Origin of the sequence: Nocardioides caeni (assembly GCF_004912195.1) — a bacterium.
Lineage (GTDB): Bacteria > Actinomycetota > Actinomycetes > Propionibacteriales > Nocardioidaceae > Nocardioides > Nocardioides caeni.
This window is the reverse complement of the sequence record NZ_STGW01000001.1, coordinates 331,724-349,286: the sequence shown is the minus strand read 5'-3', so window position 1 is coordinate 349,286 and position 17,563 is coordinate 331,724. Positions and strand designations below refer to the sequence as shown.

The window sequence follows — 17,563 nt, the reverse complement described above, 5'->3', positions numbered from 1 at the left end:
ATCGATCCTAGGAGGAACCATGGGCAAGACCGGCCGCAAGCGCCGCGCGCGCCGCAAGAAGGGCGCGAACCACGGCAAGCGCCCCAACAGCTGAGCGCACGCTCCGACGAACCCCCGAGGCCATCCGGCCCGGGGGTTCGTGCTTTCCGGGTCTCCTCGGGCCTACTCGGGCCGCGGGAACTGACTGCGCATCGCCAGGTCCCAGCCGCGGTCGCCGAGCAGCTTGCGGGCAGCGATGGCAGCCGGGGCGGAGACGGTCACCGTGTAGCGCGGCTTCGGCCGCGACTTCGTGAGGGCCTTCTCGATCACCTTCGCCACGGCCTCCGGCGGGCCGCCGAAGCGCGCCATCGGGCCGGTGTAGGCGTCGCTGGTGGTGGCCTGCACCCGGGCGTTGAAGTCGGCGTACGGTCCTTCGCCGGTCGGCATCCCGGCCGCGACGGCGGCCTCGAAGTTGGTGGTGATCAGGCCGGGCTCGACCAGCACGACCTTGATGCCGAATCCGGAGACCTCGAAGCGCAGCGCATCGGAGAGAGCCTCGACGGCGTACTTGCTGGCGTGGTAGGCGCCTCCGCCGGGGAAGGTGAGCCGACCACCCATCGAGCCGATGTTGACGACCCGTCCCGAGCGCTGGTCGCGCATCGTGGGCAGGACGAGCTGGGTGAGGCGGACCAGACCGAAGACGTTCGTCTCGAACTGACGCCTCAGGTCGTCGAGGTCGACCGACTCGAGCGCCCCGGACTGGGAGTAGCCGGCGTTGTTGACCAGCGCGTCGATGCGGCCGGCGCCGGCCAGCACCTCGTCGACGGCCGCGACCATCGACGACTCGTCGGTGACGTCGAGGGCGAGGGTGTGGCAGCCGGCATCGGCCAGCTCGGTCAGCACCTCGGGCCGGCGGGCCGAGGCCCACACGTCCCAGCCGTCGGCCGCCAGCCGGGCGGCCGTGGCCGCTCCGATGCCGGAGGAGCAGCCGGTCAGGAGCACGGTCTTCATGCCCGGATCATGGCACCCCGGCGGAGGCGGCGTCAGCCCTCGCTGATGCGGACCTGGATCTGCTGGATCTGGATGCGGACCTTGGCGCGCAGCTCCTCCGGAGCCGTCTCGCCGCACGAGCGCGCGACGACGGCCTTCACGGTCCGCTGGAGGTCATAGCGCTCGAGGCACGGGCTGCAGGAGTCGACGTGTGCACGGACGATCGCGCAGTCGCCGTCCTCGAGCTCGTTGTCGATCAGACGCACGATGCGCTCGAGGAAGTCGGCGCAGTCGGCACTGCTCGGCTCGTCGCCGTGGACGTGCCCGTGACTGGTGTCGGAAACGGACATCACTTGCCTCCCTCGAGCGGCGCGTCGCCGCCGGTGCGGACATAGTCGGAGAGCATGTCGCGCAGCTGTCGGCGACCTCGGTGAAGGCGGGACATCACCGTCCCGATCGGCGTGTCCATGATCTCGGCGATCTCCTTGTAGGCGAAGCCCTCGACGTCGGCGAGGTAGACCGCGAGCCGGAACTCCTCGGGCAGACGCTGCAGCGCGTCCTTGACCTGGCTGTCGGGGAGGTGCTCGAGCGCCTCCATCTCGGCCGACTTCAGGCCCGAGGAGGTGTGGGCCTCGGCGCGGGCGAGCTGCCAGTCCTCGACCTCGCCGGTGTCGCCGGCCAGCGTCATCTGCGGCTGCCGCTGCTTCTTGCGGTAGTTGTTGATGAAGGTGTTGGTGAGGATCCGGTAGAGCCAGGCCTTGAGGTTGGTGCCGGGCTTGAACTGGTGGAAGGCGGAGTAGGCCTTGGCGAAGGTCTCCTGGACGAGGTCCTCGGCGTCGGCGGGATTGCGGGTCATCCGCATCGCGGCGCCGTAGAGCTGGTCGAGGAAGGGCAGGGCATCGCGCTCGAAGCGGGCGGCGCGCTCCTCCGGGCTCTCGGTCGCGAGGTCCACGCCCGCCCCGGTGGCGGGGTCGAGCTGGGCAGCCTCGGCTGAGTCGTCCAGGGACGGGAGGTCAGAGGTCTCGGTCATCGCGTCCCAGCCTACGGCGCCGGAAGCCGGGGCCACGAGGGGCCGCTCGAGTGTCGCGATCATGCCAGGTGGAACGCCCTACCCCCGGCCCGCATTCCCCACGATCTCGCGCACGATCCACTCAAGGGTCGACTCGACGACGATGTCCATCGCGTCGGCCTGCGACAACGGCGCGCTCCGCGGTACGGCGAGGCCGTGATCGGCTGCCGGGACGATCGCCAGGTCGGTGCGACCGGGCAGCGGATCCGGGAACTCCTCGGGCCGGCCCATCGGGTCCCGCTCCCCCTGGACCACCAGGGTCGGGACCCCGGCCCCGGCCAGCTCCTCGAGGCGGGACCGCTCCGGCTTCCCGGGCGGGTGGAGCGGGAAGGACAGGGCCAGGCATCCGGTGGCCGCGAGGGACCGGGCGCAACGCGCCGCGGACCGGGCACCCGCCGACCGTCCGCCCACGATGAGCGGGGTGCGGACCCGCAAGGCGTCGGCGGCCGACCGCAGTCCGGCGTCGAGGGTGGGCGGCGGTGTGGCGATCTTTCGCCCCGCACGACGCCACGGCTGCTCGAAGAGCGCGACGTTGATGCCCTGGCGCGGCAACGCCTCGGCGAGCGCCACCAGGTCACGCGCCTCGATGCCGCCGCCCGCGCCGTGGCTGGCCAGCAGGGTCGCGACCGGGCGCCGGGCGCGGTGCATGACCAGCCGGCCCTCGCCGTGCGGGGTGTCGATCACACGTTCGTCGCTCATGCCGCGATCATTCCGCGCTGCTCACAACAGGGTCCCCTGTCCGTCATCGGTGTCATCGTCGGTGTCGTCGTCACTGTCGTCGCCGGTGTCGTCGCTGTTCCCGCCCTCGGCAGGCAACGGCTCGACGAGCTCCGGCCCGTCGTTGGCCACGTTGCCCACCGCGGTCGAGACCGGGAAGGCCGTCAGGTCGCCCTGCTGGGCAGGCGTCAGCAGGGACTGGAGGTCGGTGACGGCGTGTCGGGGGTCGAGCCACTCGTCCCGCGCAGCCCGGTCGACGAGGAGCGGCATCCGGTCGTGGATGCGGCCGAGGTCGTCGGTCGCGGCGGTCGTGATCACGGTGCAGGTCCAGCGGAAGGCGTCGGGGGCGTCCTCCGGCAGCGACCGGTCGCGCCAGATCTCGTAGAGACCCGCCATCGCGAGCACCGAGCCGTCGGCCGGCCGGATGAAGAAGGGTTGCTTGCGCGGCTTGCCCTTCGCCGTCAGCTGCTCGGTCTCGTACCACTCGAAGTAGCCGTCCGCCGGCACGATGCACCGCCGGGACGCGAACGCCTTGCGGAAGGCTGGCTTCTCGGCGACCGTCTCCAACCTGGCGTTGATCATCCTGCTGCCGATCCCGGCATCCTTCGCCCACGACGGCACCAGGCCCCAACGCACTTCGCGCAGCTGGCGCACCGGATCGCCCTCCCGCTCGCCGGCGTCGTTGCGCGGCACGCGATCCAGGACGGCGTAGACCGGGTCCGTCGGCGCGACGTTCCAGGACGGCGGGATCACCCGCTCGAGCCGGGGATCGAGCACCTCGAACTCCTCGGCCAGATCCTCCGGACTCCGACTGGAGGCATAGCGCCCGCACATGGCGGCCAATCTACGCAGTCAGTGGGCCGTGTGGGTCGTGATGGTCGGGGTACCGACCGGCCATGGCACTGAGCAGACTGATCGCCCGACCACTGCTGGCGACCTACTTCCTCGCCAACGGCGTGCAGGACCTCAAGGATGCGCCCGCGCGCGCCAAGGAGGCCGCCCCCGTCACCGAGGCGATGGCGCCGATCCTCGACAACGCGACCCCCGACGCCGTGAAGGTGCCCTCCGACCCCACCACCTGGGTGCGGGTCAGCGGTGCGCTCCAGCTCGCCGCGGGCGCCGCGCTCGCGACGGGCAAGTTCCCGCGGCTCTCGGCAGCCGTGCTGGGCGTGACGCTGTTGCCGTCCACGGCCGCGCACCACCGCTTCTGGGAGGCGTCCGATCCTGCAGAGCGCAAGGCTCAGCTGGTGCACTTCGCCAAGAACGCCTCGCTCGCCGGCGGCCTGCTGATCGCCTCCCTCGACACGGCCGGCAAGCCCGGCGTCGCGTGGCGGGCCGGCCATGCAGCCCACGACGCGAAGCGCGAGGCCGCGCTGCTCAGCGCGAAGGTCAAGGCGTCCGCGCCGTCGCTCCCCTGAGGCGACCCGGAGAGCATCGCCCTAGACTCTGGCGGGAGATGAGCACTCCCGACCCCTGGCCCGCGCCCACCGTCGCCGGAGCCGTCACCACGACGGTCGCCCTGCCCGGGAGCAAGTCGCTCACCAACCGGGCACTGGTGCTCGCCGCGATCGCCGACGGGCCCTCCGTCGTACGACGGGCGCTGCGCTCGCGCGACACGTTGCTGATGGCGCAGGCGCTGACCGCGCTGGGCGCCGTTGTCGACACCAGCGGCGATGACTGGACGGTGGTGCCCCTCGACGGCTCCGTGCCCGACGGCGTGGCCGAGGTCGACTGCGGGCTCGCCGGCACCGTGATGCGGTTCGTGCCCCCGGTGGCGGGTCTCGTGGCGGGCCGGGTCACCTTCGACGGCGACGCGCACATGCGGCAGCGCCCCGTCGGCGAGATCCTCACCGCCCTGCGCGGGCTCGGTGTGCCGGTCTCCGACGGCAACGCACTTCCGTTCACGATCACCGGCACCGGAGCGGTCGCAGGCGGCACGGTCGTCATCGACGCCTCGGCGTCCTCGCAGTTCGTCTCCGCGCTGCTGCTGGCCGGGGCCCGCTATGCCGGGGGCGTCGACATATGCCACGAGGGCGCCCCGATCCCCTCGCTCCCCCACATCGAGATGACGATCGCGATGCTGCGCGACCGCGGCGTGGTGGTCGACGACTCCGATACGGACCGGTGGCGGGTCGCGCCCGGACCCGTGACGGCCCACGACGAGGCGATCGAGCCTGATCTGTCCAACGCGGCGCCCTTCCTGGCCCTGGCCGCGGTGTCCGGCGGCTCGGTGACGGTGCGCGACTGGCCGCTCTCGACGACCCAGGCCGGCGACGCGCTGCGCGACCTGCTGGCCCGGATGGGCTGCCGGGTCGAGCGGGTCGACGACGGGCTGCGGGTCACCGGCCCCGTCGACGGTTGGCGTGGGCTGCAGGGCCTGCAGGCCGACCTGCACGACGTCGGCGAGCTCGCGCCGGCGATCGCCGCGCTCTGCGCCCTGGCCCAGACGCCCTCGCACCTCAGCGGCATCGCGCACATCCGCGGCCACGAGACCGACCGGCTGGCCGCACTGGCCAAGGAGATCGGTGGCCTCGGCGGCGACGTCGAGGAGCACCCTGACGGCCTCACGATCCGCCCGGCACCGCTGTCGGCGGGTGTCTTCCACACCTACGCCGACCACCGGATGGCCCATGCCGGCGTGATCATCGGCGCCGCCGTCCCCGGTGTGCTCGTGGAGAACGTCGGCACCACCAGCAAGACCTTCCCCGACTTCGCGGCCTTCTGGTCCGGCCTGCTCTGAGGGTCGGACCGGGATGGGGCGCTACAGCGAGCACGACGTCGAGCACTACGAGCGTCCCCGCCGCCGCACCCGGCCCCGCACCAAGGATCGACCGACCTATGACGACGCGGTCGACGGTCTCGTCGTCACCGTGGACCGTGGCCGGTTCACGCTGCTGATCGACGGCCGCACCGTGATGGCGATGAAGGCCCGGCCCCTCGGCCGCAAGGGCGTGGTCGTGGGCGATCGCGTGCGCGTCGTCGGCGACGTCACCGGCGCCGATGGCTCGCTCGCCCGGATCGTCGAGGTCCAGGAGCGCACCAGCACGCTGCGTCGTACGGCGGACGACGACGACCCGGTCGAGCGGGTGATCGTCGCCAACGTGACCCAGCTCGTCGTCGTCACCGCGCTCGCCGACCCCGAGCCGCGGCCACGCTGGATCGACCGCGCCCTCGTGGCGGCGTACGACGGCGGGATGGCGCCGCTGCTCTGTCTCAGCAAGGCCGACCTCGAGGACCCGGAGACCCTGCTGTCGACCTACCGGTCGCTGGGCGTGCCGTGGGAGGTCACCCGCCGCGATGCCGATCGCACCATCGTCGGCCTGGACGCCCTCCACGAGCGGCTGCGCGGCGAGACCAGCGTGCTGATCGGGCACAGCGGCGTGGGCAAGTCCACCCTCGTCAACGCGTTGGTGCCCGACGCGCGACGGGAGACCGGGCACGTGAACGCCGTGACCGGTCAGGGGCGGCACACCTCGACCTCCGCGCTCATGCTGCCGCTCGAGGGCGGTGACGGCTGGATCATCGACACCCCCGGCATCCGCTCCTTCGGTCTCGCGCACGTGCAGCCGGAGCACCTGATCGAGGCGTTCCCCGACCTCGACGAGATGACCGAGGACTGCCCGCGCGGCTGCACGCATGCCGAGGACGAGCCGGAGTGCGGGCTCGACGTCGCGGTCGCCGACGGCGAGGCCGATCCGGAGCGCGTGTCGTCCTTCCGGCGGCTGCTCGCCGCCCGGTCGATCTCGGACTACTGAGCCCAGCCTGGATCCAGGCTCAGCTTGGCTCAGCCCCAGACGGCCTCGGCGCCGGAGTGGCCCGTCACGGCCACGATCAGGAGCACGGCCAGCGCGTCGATCGCCATCAGCACGCCGAGCAGCCACCGCACCCAGGTCCGGTCGGAGTGGAGGACCGTGTTGAGCACCGCCATCACGCCGAACGCGATCGTCCACCACAACAGGTAGGTGCCGAGGTCCTCGTGGGTCTCGAGCCGCTCGGCGAACTCGCCGGTGGCGGTGGCGAAGCGTTCGGAGTCGCGGAAGTCGGAGCCCGACAGGTAGGCGACAACCACGGAGGCCACCGCGACCAGCGCCGCGACCAGCAGCGGCCAGCGCAGCCGGTCACGCCAGCCAGGCACCAGGTAGGCCAGGGCGAGGAGCGCCGCGATCGGCGTCAGGACCACGGCTGCGTGGACGGCGAGCGGATGCAGGGGCAGTCCGAAGAACTCCATGGTTGAAGAGTGCACCACCGCGCCCAGCGCTGCCAGCACCACCGACAGTAGGGTGCCCCTGTGGCCGCCCCCGATTACACCGACGACCTGCGGCTGGCGCACCTGCTCGCCGACGACGCGGACTCGCTGACCCAGGCCCGTTTCCGCGCACTCGACCTGCACGTGATGAGCAAGCCGGACCTCACGCCCGTGACCGACGCCGACCGCGGCGTCGAGGAGTCGATCCGCCGTACCCTCGCCAAGGCGCGCAGTCGCGACGCCATCACCGGCGAGGAGCAGGGCACGTCCGGGCACTCGCAGCGCCGCTGGATCATCGACCCGATCGACGGCACCAAGAACTTCGTGCGCGGTGTGCCGGTGTGGGCCACGCTGATCTCCCTCGTCGTCGAGGGCGAGGTCGTCCTGGGTGTCGTCTCCGCGCCCGCGCTGCAGCGGCGCTGGTGGGCCGCCACGGGCCAGGGGGCGTGGACCGGCAGGTCGCTGATGAAGGCGACGCAGTGCCACGTGTCCGACGTACGACGCCTCGAGGACGCGTCGTTCTCCTACTCCTCGATCAGCGGCTGGGAGGACCGGGGCCTCGGCGAGGACCTGCTGGCGCTGATGCGGCGGGTGTGGCGCACCCGCGCCTACGGCGACTTCTGGTCCTACATGCTGCTTGCCGAGGGCGCCGTCGACCTGGCCGCCGAGCCCGAGCTCGAGGTCTATGACATGGCCGCGCTCGACGTCATCGTCCGTGAGGCCGGCGGACGGTTCACCTCGCTCGAGGGCCGCGACGGACCGTGGGGCGGCAACGCGCTGGCCAGCAACGGCCACCTGCACGACGCGGCGCTGGCGTTCCTCGGCAGCGTCCTCGCCGACGACTCCGATCCGGACTGGCCGCGCAGCGGGCCGGGCAGCGTCTCCGACCTGCGCAGCCGCCGACTCCGGGCGGCTGAGGAACAGACCGATGACGGCGAGGGCTCCGACGAGTAACCTGCGTCACATGCGCATCAGTGACGTGCTCGGCTCCAAGTCGATCAAGGACGTGGTCAGCATCCGCCCCGACGCCGGAGTCCGCGAGCTGCTCGCGACGCTCGCGGAGCACAACATCGGGGCGGTCGTGGTGAGCTCCGACGGGGAGTCGCTGGACGGCATCGTCTCCGAGCGCGACGTCGTCCGCACGCTGCACCACGACGGCACCGTCATCAACAACGTCGTCTCGGCGATCATGACCAGCGCGGTGCGCACGTGCGCCCCGGAGGACGAGCTCGACGAGGTCATGCAGATGATGACCCAGCACCGCTTCCGGCACATCCCGGCCGTCTCCGAGGGCCGGGTCGTCGGCATCGTCAGCATCGGCGACATGGTCAAGCACAAGATCGACCAGCTGCAGTTCGAGCGCGACCAGCTCGACAGCTACGTGCACCAATCCTGAGGAGCCCGGGCACAGTCCCGGCAGCATCTCACCGGGTTTCGAGACGCGTCGCTCGGCCCTCGCAGGCTCGGTCCGAGCCGACGCTCCTCAACCTTCGGCCGTTTCTCGTGTCCTCGCAAGCTCGGCCACGACGGCCTCGACGGCCGCTAGGAAGACCGGCCGCCAGCGGTGGACGTCGAAGACGACGGAGGCGTGCCCGCCGGGGGCCTCGTGGACGGTGGCGCCCGGGATCGCCGCGGCCATCGCGCGCTGTCGCGCGGTCGGGATGGCATGGTCACGGGCAGTGACGACGACCGCGGTGGGGACGTCGATCTCGCCGAGCCAGGGGCGGGCGTCGAAGCGACCGAGAGCGCCGAGCACCTCGGGCAGCGCCCAGGCACTGGTGCTGCGGAACTCCGCCCACGCCCAGGTCGACATCTCGGCCGCGGTCAGCGGGATCTCGCTCAGGGCCGCCCGCGCAGCGCCGACCCGCTCGCGATAGCGGTGGCGGAACCGGTCGTTGGCGAAGCCGAGAACGGGATAGAACATCGCGTCGCCGACATTCGTCCGCCAGCAGGCAGCGGTCGAGGCGAGGACCAGGCCAGCGGTCCGGTCGGCGTGCCGACGCCAGAACACCTGCGCCAGGGCTCCGCCCATCGAATAGCCGACCACGACCACGTCGTCGATGCCGAGCACGTCGAGGACGGCTGCGGCGTCATCCGCGCAGTCCTCGAGGGAGAAGTGCTCCGAGACGATGCCCCGCCCGTGCCAGCGCTGGTCCAGCAGGACGACCCGATGGTGCCGGCTCAGCTCGGCGATGGTGCTGAACCAGGTGAGGTAGGCCGTCGTGGCCAGCCCGTGGAAGAGCAGCAGAGTCGGCGCGCCCTCGCGGGGGCCGGTGTCCGCGACGAACAATTCGCCGCGTCCGGGCAGGTCGATGAAGCGTCCCTCGGGGAGCTCGGGCAGGTCCGGGAAGCGCTGGGTGCGCCGGATGCCCGTGCGCACGCCGAACACGGCAGCTCGCCCACCGAGCCGGGCCGCGAGCATCGAGCCACGCCAGGCGTGGGCGCCGGCGGACTTCATCACCTTGGTGGTCATGCGAGGGCCTTCTGCTCCTTCGTCGGGATGGTCAGGCGGTGGCTTCGGCAGCGACGGGCGCCGGCGGCTCGAGGTCGAGCTCGGCCAGCGCCGCCGGGAAGTACGACGCCAGGTGCTGCACGTCCGGGAGGAGGTCCGGGCAGGCGAGCAGCGAGAAGTTCATGCGGTCGACGTAGGACCACACCGTCACGTTCAGCCCGATCCCGTCGGCCAGCGGGCCGACGCTGAACAGGTCGGCGAGGCGGGCTCCGCCGACGGTGGCGGGCTCCCGGGGGCCCGGCACGTTGGACACGATCGCGGAGAACGCCGCCGGGTGCCACGACGCGGCACTGATCCGGGAGTAGGCCCGCACGGCGGCGGCGAACGGTCGCGGCGGGGTGAACTGCGACCAGTCGGCGAGGATCGTGGAGCCCAGCTGGGCGTTGATCCGCTTGGCGTGGCTGGTCGTCTCCGCGATGACGCGCAACCTCTCGGTCGGGTCGTCGACGTCGGTCGCCAGCGTGGTGAACAGGTTGGACACCCGGTTGCCGCCCAGCCGAGGCACGGCGTCACGCTCGTCGGCACTGACCGGGACGCCGGCCAGCAACGACGAGGACGGCCGCTCGTCGTGGTCCTCCATCCAGCGGCGCAGGGCACCGGAGGTGATCCCCAGCACGATGTCGTTGAGGGTGACCTCGTGGCCGGCGGCGACGTGCTGGGCACGGATGCGCTTGAGCTCGGCCAGGGGGAGCGTGACGGTCGCGAAGGACCGGAGCGGGGTGAGCGAGCCGTTGAAGGAGACCCGCGGCGCGTGCAGCACCGGGACGGGAGAGCTCGCCCCGGCGCGGCGCTCGCGGATGACGCCCCGGATGCCGAGCAGGGTGCGCCGCAGCAGCGCCGGGATGGTCCCGATCTGCGCGGCCGCGTCGGCCCAGGCGTGCCGGATCAGGTTCCACCGGCTCGGCGGGCGGTCGCGGGTGGCGAACTCCTCCTGGACCGGCTCGGGGACGGCCGCGCTGCGCACGTCGGTGACATTGCCCAGCAGCGCGTTGGCGGCGGCACCGTCGGCGAGGGCGTGGTGCATCTTGCCGACCACGGCCACGCGTCCACCCTCCAGGCCCTCGCAGTAGTGCAGCTCCCAGAGCGGGTGGTCGCGGTTGAGTGGGGTGCTGGCGATCATCCCGATCAGCTGCTCGAGCTGGGCCATGCTGCCGTCTCCCCCGACACGGTGGCGCCGGATGTGGTGGGCGACGTCGATGCGCGACTGGGTCACCCACACCGGGTGGTTGAGGCCGAAGGGCACCTCGACGACCCGGCGGCGCAGCGGCGGCAGTCGCTTGAGGCGCGCGAGCATCCCGGCGACGAAGGTGTCGTAGGTGAGCGCCTCGTCGGCCTCGAGGATCGCGATCTTGAGGGTGTGCATGTGGACCGACGGGGTCTCCATGTAGAGGAAGCCCGCGTCGATGCCGGTCATCCGCTCGATGGCCGGCCGCACGTTCATGCCGCTCCCCCGGCCGCCGGCAGGTCCCGCACCGTGATCTTGCCGGAGGCGTTGCGCGGCAGGGCGTCGAGCACGACCACCTCGCGCGGCACCTTGTAGCCGGCGAGCTGGGCCTTGACGTGGGTCTTGAGCTCGTCGCCCGCGAGGGTCGCACCGTCATTGAGGGCGACGTAGGCCGCGAGCCGTTGGCCGAACGCCTCGTCGTCCACGCCGATCACGACGACCTCCCGGACGGCCGGGTGGGCGCCGATCACCTTCTCGACCTCGATCGGATAGACGTTCTCCCCGCCCGAGACGATCATGTCGTCGTCGCGGCCCACGACGTAGAGGCGCCCGCCCTCGTCGAGCCGACCGACGTCGCCGCTGACCATGAAGCCGTCGATGAAGTCCTTCTCGGCCCCGGCCGTGTAGCCGTCGAAGGGCGAGGCGCCGCGGACGATGATCCGGCCGACCGTCCCTGTCGGGACGTCCACGCCCGCGTCGTCGACGATCCTGATCGCCGTACCGCGGACCGGGCGGCCGGCCGTGTCGGCGGCGTGCCGCAGGTCGGCGGGCTGGGCCACGCTGATCTGGCCCGCCTCGGTGGCGTTGTAGGAGTTGTGGACGACGTCGCCGAAGCGGTCCATGAAGGCGACCACCGACTGCGGCTTCATCCGTGATCCCGATGCCGAGGCGAAACGGAGGCTGGCGAGCGAGTAGCGATCGAGCGTCCCCGCCGGGAGGTCCATGATGCGCTCGAGCATCACCGGCACGACGCTGAGCCCGGCGGCCCGGTGCTCGTCGACCAGGGCGAGGGTGGCCTCCGGGTCGAACCTGCGGCGGGTCACGACGGTGCAGGTCATCGTCGCGGAGATGACCAGCTGACCGAAGCCCCACGCGTGGAACATCGGCGCGGCCACGACCGTCGTCTCCTCGCCCCGCCACGGGATCCGCTCGAGCATGGAGGCGAGCTCGTCGGCGCCACCGCCGCTGCGGCGCGCGCCCTTCGGCGTACCGGTCGTGCCCGAGGTCAGCAGGACCACCCGACCGCTGGTGACGGGCCGCGGCGGCACCTTCCCGGCGTGCTTGGCGATCAGCCCTTCGGCCGTGAGGGTGCCGGGGCCCGGGTCGGCGTCGGTCCAGCCGAGGATCTCGACCAGGCCGGCGACACGGGCTCGGGCGTCGGCGACGACGCCGGCGAACTCCTCGTCATAGATGATCACGCGCGCACCCTCGCGCTCCATCACGTCGGCGAGCTGGGGACCGGAGAAGCCGGTGTTGAGCAGCAGCGCGCTGCCCCCGAGCCGGGAGTTGGCCAGCAGCGAGTCGACGAAGCCGCGGTGGTTGCGGCACAGGATGGCCAGCGTCTCGACGGGACCGCCGGCGACGTCGGTGATCCCGACGGCCAGTGCTGCGGAGCGGTCCTGCAGCTCCTGCCAGGTCAGTGACCCGAGCTCGTCCACCAGCGCGGTGCCGCGCGGGTTGCGCACGGCGGCGAGCGCGAAGCTGGTGGTGGCATTGGTCCCCTGCTCGCGCAGGATCCGGACCAGGCGGACGTATTTCGCCGGACTCATCAGCACCAGCATCCGGCTGCTCACGAGCATCCGGAAGACCCACAGCTGGGTGCGCAGCCCAGCGAACCGACGTGCGAGCACGTCACTCATCCCAGCACGGGGAAGCGTCGGGCGCGAGCCATGTCGCGCAGGGCGTCCTGCATCCGGCCGCGGACGACCCCGTCGACCTCGGTGAGGTCCGGATCGGGGCCGAACTCCGCCTCGATGTCGATCGGGTCGAGGACCCGGGTCGTGATCTTGGTCGGCAACGGGACGTTGAGCGGCGCCGGCCCGAGCAGGAACGGGAAGCCGGCCCCGATCGGGAAGAGATCGGTGCGCATCAGCTTGCGCAGCGGCGAGCGCCGTCCGATCCACTGGCCGCGGCTCAGGAAGAGCTGGGACTCCTGCCCGCCGATCGAGACGACCGGGACGATCGGTACGCCGGCCCGGATCGCCGTCCGCAGATAGCCGGTCCGGCCGTTGAAGTCCACGATCGTGCCCTGCGTGGTCGGGCGGAAGGTGTCGTAGTCGCCACCGGGAAAGACGATCGTGACGCCGCCGCCGGAGAGGATCTCGTGCGCGGCCTCACGGGTGGCGTTGACGAAGCCGAAGCGCCGCATGACCGGGCCGGCCACGCCGGTGAACAGCATGTCGTGCGCCAGGCAGAAGAGCGGGCGCTCGGCGCCGAACTCGTCGGCGAAGGCGACCGCGATGATCGGGACGTCCATCGGCGTCAGACCGCCCGAGTGGTTGCCGACGATGAGGGCCCCGCCGTCGGGCATCTTCTCCATCCCGGTGACGCTGGAGCGGAAGTAGGTCCGCATCGCCAGCTTGAGGGCCGGCAGCGCGAGAGCGAGGGCGGCCGGGTCCCGCTGGTCGAGGGCGCCCATCACGCCACCTTCGTCGGTGCACGGTAGGGCCGCCAGGCAGCGGTGTCCTGGCCCAGCCGGTCGACGACGATCCGCAGGACGAGCGGGTTGGCGACCATCCCGACGTGGCTGCTCACGACCTCGACGTTCTCCGCCGGAGCGCGACCGTCGCCGGGCGCGACCGGGTCGACCGTGCACCCCCGCCACGGGACGATGCCGTCGGACTTCGACCAGACGGCGGTCAACGGCACGGGCACCTCGCCACGGAGCAGGTCGACGATCTCGCGGGCGTCGTCCACCATGCCGTGCTTGGTCCGCGAACGCTCGAACATGGCCGTCGCCCGGGTCTGCTCCCCCTCGGCACGCCACGGCGATCCGAGGGTGACGACCTGGCGGACCCGGTCCGGTTGCTGGTGGGCGAGCCAGCGAGCCAGCAGCCCGCCGAAGCTCCAACCGACCACGCTGACCGGCTGTCCCGACCGCTCGGCGATCTCGACGAACCGGCGCGGCAGACCGGTCACGATCTGCTCGGTCAGGCCGTGGTTGGTGCCGAGTCCCCAGCCGTGGACGTCCCAGCCGCGCTGGGCCAGGTGGCCCCGCAACCGACCCGTCAACCGGTCGTTCGCGGAGAAGCCCGGCAACACCAGCACGGGCCGCCCCCGGCCGAGGTCGCGATCGGCCCGCAGCAGGCAGGCCGTCAGGTCGAGGGCGCGCGAGGCGCCGTACTCGATGCCGAAGCGGGGCACCTCGAGCGCGAGGAGCCAGGGCGCCGGGCCGCCACCCGCCGCCGACCCGTGGTCGCCTTCGAAGTCGTACACCGCACTACCCCCATGTAGAACACGTTCTAGTTCTGGGAAAGTATGGCCCCTGACCTGCGCCAACGGCAAGCACGCGGGGTGCAGGTCACACCTTGCGTGCCCCCCGGCCGCGTCAGGCGCAGGGCCAGGAGGTGGCCGTCATCGTGCGCCGCGCACCGGTCTTGAGCACGATGTCGGCCCGGACGACCCCGGTCGTGCGCGGCCGGACGTCGTTGAGCAGCACCGCGGAGCGGTTCAGCTGACGGCCACGGAGCGTGTAGCGACGCTGGCCGTCGACCGAGAACGTGATCGACCGGACCTTGGTGCGCGCCGCGTTGCTGAAGGCGACCTTCACCCGACGTTGGCTGCAGTCGCGGTGCCCCGGGGCGAGGTAGGGCAGGCCGTTGCCGGCGCGCGAGCGGAGCGTGCCGATGGGATAGAAGGCGACCGACCCGCTGGTCGAACCCACTTTGGTGCGCGCCACTGTGCCTCGGACCGGCTCATGGGTGCGCGCGCCGCCGCCCATCGAGAAGTGGTAGGTCCCCGGTGCGACCAGATGGGACTCCGCCTCGCCGGCATTGACCACCCCGACCAGGCCGCTCGAGCCGCTTACGCTGGCCGATGCGAAGGCCTGGCCCGTGCCGCGCTGGGACACGATCCGCTGACGTAGGACGAGCCAGGATCGGACCGGGATCGTGACATCGCCGCTGGTCGAACCCGGCGTCTCGTTGTCGAATGCGCAGGTTGCATGTCCGGTCGTGGGGGTGATCCGGGAGGTCGCGGTGATGGCCTGGTCGACACGCGCCATCCCGCGGCTGTTACGGGTGATGCGGGCCTTGGTCGTCGTGGACCGTGAGAAGGCGGTGTTGGCGTAGGTTCCCTGCTCGCTCCTCGCCACCGTGTGCCAGGCGCCGTCGGCCGCCAGGGCAGCCGGCGTCCACAGACCGTTGTTCGGAGCAGGACAGACGGCAGGCGTGGCACCGAACGGATAGATGAACCCAGCAGCACTGAAGTAGGTCTGAGACACGCTCGGCGTAGCGGCCTGCGCGGGAGCGAGCTGCAGCCCGAGCGCCCCGGCGACAAGCGAGGTGCCCACGGCACAGATCCAGCGTCGTACGGTCATGACGAACCTCCCGAGAACAGCACCGGCCGGGTCCCGCCCGCCAGCGGGTCGAGCGCAGCCTAGCCAGCCGCGCGGGCGCCGAAACCAGCGGTCTAGGCTGGCGGGATGAGCCAGAAGCCCGAGATCGACTTCATAGACCCCACTCCCCCGAGCGACCTCGTCATCACCGACGTGACCGTCGGTGACGGTGACGAGGCGAAGGCCGGCGACACCGTGTCGGTGCACTACGTCGGTGTCGCGCTGTCGACCGGCGAGGAGTTCGACGCGTCCTACAACCGCGGCACGCCGCTCCAGTTCCGCCTCGGCATCGGCCAGGTCATCCAGGGCTGGGACACCGGCGTGCAGGGGATGAAGGTCGGCGGCCGCCGCCAGCTCGTCATCCCGCCCCACCTGGGCTACGGCGACCGCGGCGCCGGCGGCGTCATCAAGGGCGGCGAGACGCTGGTCTTCGTCGTCGACCTGCTCGGCGTCAGCTGACGCAGCGACGACCTACCACGGCAGGTTGTCCGGGGCGTCCTGGTCGGACACCCGGGCGGCCTGTCCGGCCAGCTCCACCACGTCCCCGAGGACGAGCTGGCGACCACGGCGCCGCTCGACCGTCCCGTTGACGGTCACGACGCCGTCCGCGATCACCGGCTTGGCGTCCGCTCCCGACTCCACCAGGTTGGCGAGCTTGAGGAACTGACCGAGCCGGATCGACTCGTCGCGGATCGGGACGTCCATGGGCTCGGGCACACGCCCAGCCTAGATCCGGGGTAGTCCCTGCCCAAAAGCACCGCGACACGCCGGTGGGCGGTGCTTTTGGGCAGGGACTACAGCAGCCGGGTCAGTGGACGGCGACCGAGACGGCGTGGATCAGCACGCCCACCAGGCCGCCGACGATCGTGCCGTTGATCCGGATGAACTGCAGGTCGCGGCCGACGTGGAGCTCGATCCGGCTGGCGGCCTCCTTGCCGTCCCACCGCTCGATGGTCTGCGTGATGACCGAGGTGAGCTCGGCCCCGTAGCGGTCGACGGCGAAGACCGCGGCGTCCGCCGCGAGCCGGTCGAGCCGCTCCCGCAGCGCCGCGTCGGAGCGCAGCCGACGGGAGCCGGCCTCGACCTCGACCAGCAGGCGTCGTCGTACGGCGCCGTCGGGGTCGTCGAGCGAGGCCTGCATGGCGCGGCGCAGCGCCTGCCACAGCGAGACGGCGGTCGAGAGGACCGCGGGGTGCTCCAGCAGCCGCTCCTTGAGCCGTTCGGCGCGGGCCTGGGTGTCGGCGTTGACGAGCAGGCCGTCGGCCAGCTTGGCCAGCATCGAGTCGAGGGCGGCGCGGGCACGGTGACCGGGATCGCCGCGGATGTCGTCGACCCACCGCACCATCTCCAGGTGGAGGCGGTCGATGACGATCTCGTTGAGCCGCTCGGGGGCCCACCAGGGCGCGCGCTCGCCGATGACCTCCTGCACGGTGTCGGGATGGGCGAGCAGCCAGCCGTGCAGCTCGTCGAGGACGAGGTCCACGACGCCGTGGTGGAGGTCGTCGCGCAGCGCCTCCGCGAGCAGCCCGCCGAGCAGGGGCGAGATCGGCTCCTCACGGAAGCGGGGCACGAGCGCCTCGGTGACCAGCGCCTCGATGTGCTCGTCGCGGACCTTGCCGAGCGCCACACCGGCCAGCTCGGAGACCTCCCGCACCACACGATCGGCGTTGGCGGGCACGGCGAGCCAGTCGCCCACCCGCTGGGAGATGCCGACGGCGAGCACGCGCTCGCGGATGATCTCCTCCTGGAGGAAGTTCTCCCCGACGAACTCCTCGAGTCCCTTTCCGAGGTCGTCCTTGCGCTTGGGGATCAGCGCGGTGTGCGGGATCGGCAGGCCGAGGGGGTGCTTGAAGAGAGCCGTCACGGCGAACCAGTCGGCGATCGCGCCCACCATCGAGGCCTCGGCGCCCGCGTTGACGAACCCCCAGAAGCCGTCCTGACCGAGGGTCGCGAGGTAGACGGCGGCGGCCAGGAGGAGCAGCGAGACCGCGAGCGTCCGCATCCGGCGCAGCGCCGTACGCCGGAGCTGGTCGGCTGTCGGGTCGGAGGAGATCAGGGGCCCGGACACCGCACCATCCTTGCCTACGACGTGGGCTGCAGACGCCAGGTGGCCCCCGTCCTTGCCGAACGAGGGCCACCTGCGTGCCGCGGAACCCCCCAGCCACCGCGACGACCGTCAGGCGACCGCGGCACCACGATGAGTGGTGGTACGGGAGCCCGACACATGTTCCAACGACGTAACCAGCCGGAGGTTCCGCAGAAACTGCGAC

At 71.8% G+C, this 17,563-nt stretch carries 21 protein-coding genes; 7 read left to right on the top strand and 14 right to left on the bottom strand.

The features are described from left to right. The first annotated feature begins 19 nt into the window (after positions 1 to 19). A complete protein-coding gene (locus E9934_RS20555) occupies positions 20 to 94 on the top strand; it encodes a 50S ribosomal protein bL37 (RefSeq protein WP_370249596.1) in 75 nt (24 codons plus the stop codon). A gap of 68 nt (positions 95 to 162) precedes the next feature. On the opposite strand, the gene E9934_RS01750 is transcribed toward E9934_RS20555, so the two are convergent. The 5 genes from E9934_RS01750 to E9934_RS01730 form a co-directional block, all read right to left on the bottom strand. Continuing rightward, entirely contained in the window at positions 163 to 990 is an 828-nt protein-coding gene (locus tag E9934_RS01750; protein ID WP_136561095.1) for an oxidoreductase, read from the bottom strand. Positions 991 to 1,022: 32 nt separating this feature from the next. Further along, the gene (rsrA, locus tag E9934_RS01745) at positions 1,023 to 1,319 is read right to left on the bottom strand and encodes a mycothiol system anti-sigma-R factor (protein WP_136561094.1); all 297 of its coding nucleotides are present in this window, start codon (positions 1,317 to 1,319) and stop codon (positions 1,023 to 1,025) included. Then, positions 1,319 to 1,999, bottom strand: coding sequence for a sigma-70 family RNA polymerase sigma factor (locus E9934_RS01740; RefSeq protein ID WP_193556852.1), 681 nt, complete (start codon positions 1,997 to 1,999; stop codon positions 1,319 to 1,321). The genes rsrA and E9934_RS01740 overlap by 1 nt, the downstream gene beginning before the upstream one ends. Positions 2,000 to 2,077: 78 nt before the next feature. Then, positions 2,078 to 2,737: an alpha/beta hydrolase family protein gene (locus E9934_RS01735; protein ID WP_136561092.1), complete on the bottom strand. Its 660-nt coding sequence runs from the start codon at positions 2,735 to 2,737 to the stop codon at positions 2,078 to 2,080. Between the two features lie 21 nt (positions 2,738 to 2,758). Beyond that, positions 2,759 to 3,589, bottom strand: coding sequence for an SOS response-associated peptidase (locus E9934_RS01730; RefSeq protein WP_136561091.1), 831 nt, complete (start codon positions 3,587 to 3,589; stop codon positions 2,759 to 2,761). Between the two features lie 62 nt (positions 3,590 to 3,651). Between E9934_RS01730 and E9934_RS01725 the strand changes: the two genes are divergently transcribed. Genes E9934_RS01725 through rsgA form a run of 3 tightly spaced genes read left to right on the top strand, consistent with a single transcriptional unit; the run spans position 3,652 to position 6,510 of the window. After that, positions 3,652 to 4,173 carry a DoxX family membrane protein gene (locus E9934_RS01725; protein WP_136561090.1) on the top strand — a complete coding sequence of 174 codons (522 nt, stop codon included), beginning with the start codon at positions 3,652 to 3,654 and terminating at the stop codon, positions 4,171 to 4,173. 38 nt (positions 4,174 to 4,211) lie between these two features. After that, positions 4,212 to 5,495: a 3-phosphoshikimate 1-carboxyvinyltransferase gene (gene aroA / locus E9934_RS01720; protein ID WP_136561089.1), complete on the top strand. Its 1,284-nt coding sequence runs from the start codon at positions 4,212 to 4,214 to the stop codon at positions 5,493 to 5,495. Positions 5,496 to 5,508: 13 nt separating this feature from the next. Then, complete coding sequence (rsgA, locus tag E9934_RS01715; protein WP_136561088.1) at positions 5,509 to 6,510, top strand: ribosome small subunit-dependent GTPase A; 1,002 nt, start codon at positions 5,509 to 5,511, stop codon at positions 6,508 to 6,510. Between the two features lie 29 nt (positions 6,511 to 6,539). Here the strand turns inward: rsgA and E9934_RS01710 are convergent, their stop codons facing one another. Beyond that, a complete protein-coding gene (locus E9934_RS01710; protein WP_136561087.1) occupies positions 6,540 to 6,983 on the bottom strand; it encodes a DUF2231 domain-containing protein in 444 nt (147 codons plus the stop codon). A 60-nt stretch (positions 6,984 to 7,043) separates the two neighbouring features. Here E9934_RS01710 and hisN point away from each other — a divergent pair, with 60 nt between their 5' ends. Beyond that, entirely contained in the window at positions 7,044 to 7,955 is a 912-nt protein-coding gene (gene hisN / locus E9934_RS01705) for a histidinol-phosphatase (protein WP_136561086.1), read from the top strand. A gap of 10 nt (positions 7,956 to 7,965) precedes the next feature. Then, positions 7,966 to 8,397 carry a CBS domain-containing protein gene (locus E9934_RS01700; RefSeq protein ID WP_136561085.1) on the top strand — a complete coding sequence of 144 codons (432 nt, stop codon included), beginning with the start codon at positions 7,966 to 7,968 and terminating at the stop codon, positions 8,395 to 8,397. Between the two features lie 87 nt (positions 8,398 to 8,484). Here E9934_RS01700 and E9934_RS01695 read toward each other — a convergent pair whose 3' ends face one another. The 6 genes from E9934_RS01695 to E9934_RS01670 all read right to left on the bottom strand — a co-directional run bounded on the left by E9934_RS01695 (position 8,485) and on the right by E9934_RS01670 (position 15,248). Then, positions 8,485 to 9,474 (bottom strand): alpha/beta fold hydrolase, encoded by a 990-nt coding sequence (locus E9934_RS01695; protein ID WP_202977156.1) that lies wholly within the window; start codon positions 9,472 to 9,474, stop codon positions 8,485 to 8,487. Between the two features lie 31 nt (positions 9,475 to 9,505). Next, a complete protein-coding gene (locus E9934_RS01690; RefSeq protein WP_136561084.1) occupies positions 9,506 to 10,954 on the bottom strand; it encodes a wax ester/triacylglycerol synthase family O-acyltransferase in 1,449 nt (482 codons plus the stop codon). Continuing rightward, positions 10,951 to 12,588, bottom strand: coding sequence for an AMP-binding protein (locus E9934_RS01685; RefSeq protein WP_202977155.1), 1,638 nt, complete (start codon positions 12,586 to 12,588; stop codon positions 10,951 to 10,953). Before E9934_RS01685 ends, E9934_RS01690 begins: the two co-directional genes overlap by 4 nt. Positions 12,589 to 12,593: 5 nt before the next feature. After that, on the bottom strand, positions 12,594 to 13,376 hold the full coding sequence (locus E9934_RS01680) for a lysophospholipid acyltransferase family protein (protein ID WP_136561082.1): 783 nt from the start codon (positions 13,374 to 13,376) through the stop codon (positions 12,594 to 12,596). After that, positions 13,376 to 14,173: an esterase/lipase family protein gene (locus tag E9934_RS01675; RefSeq protein ID WP_158294894.1), complete on the bottom strand. Its 798-nt coding sequence runs from the start codon at positions 14,171 to 14,173 to the stop codon at positions 13,376 to 13,378. The genes E9934_RS01680 and E9934_RS01675 overlap by 1 nt, the downstream gene beginning before the upstream one ends. A 112-nt stretch (positions 14,174 to 14,285) precedes the next feature. Continuing rightward, positions 14,286 to 15,248, bottom strand: a complete 963-nt coding sequence (locus E9934_RS01670) for a hypothetical protein (RefSeq protein WP_136561080.1) — start codon at positions 15,246 to 15,248, stop codon at positions 14,286 to 14,288. Positions 15,249 to 15,380: 132 nt separating this feature from the next. Here E9934_RS01670 and E9934_RS01665 point away from each other — a divergent pair, with 132 nt between their 5' ends. Beyond that, complete coding sequence (locus tag E9934_RS01665) at positions 15,381 to 15,752, top strand: FKBP-type peptidyl-prolyl cis-trans isomerase (RefSeq protein ID WP_136561079.1); 372 nt, start codon at positions 15,381 to 15,383, stop codon at positions 15,750 to 15,752. A gap of 12 nt (positions 15,753 to 15,764) precedes the next feature. Here E9934_RS01665 and E9934_RS01660 read toward each other — a convergent pair whose 3' ends face one another. Then, positions 15,765 to 16,010 carry an RNA-binding S4 domain-containing protein gene (locus tag E9934_RS01660; RefSeq protein ID WP_379190717.1) on the bottom strand — a complete coding sequence of 82 codons (246 nt, stop codon included), beginning with the start codon at positions 16,008 to 16,010 and terminating at the stop codon, positions 15,765 to 15,767. Between the two features lie 91 nt (positions 16,011 to 16,101). After that, positions 16,102 to 17,361, bottom strand: coding sequence for a DUF445 domain-containing protein (locus tag E9934_RS01655; RefSeq protein WP_238694689.1), 1,260 nt, complete (start codon positions 17,359 to 17,361; stop codon positions 16,102 to 16,104). Positions 17,362 to 17,563: the final 202 nt, after the last annotated feature.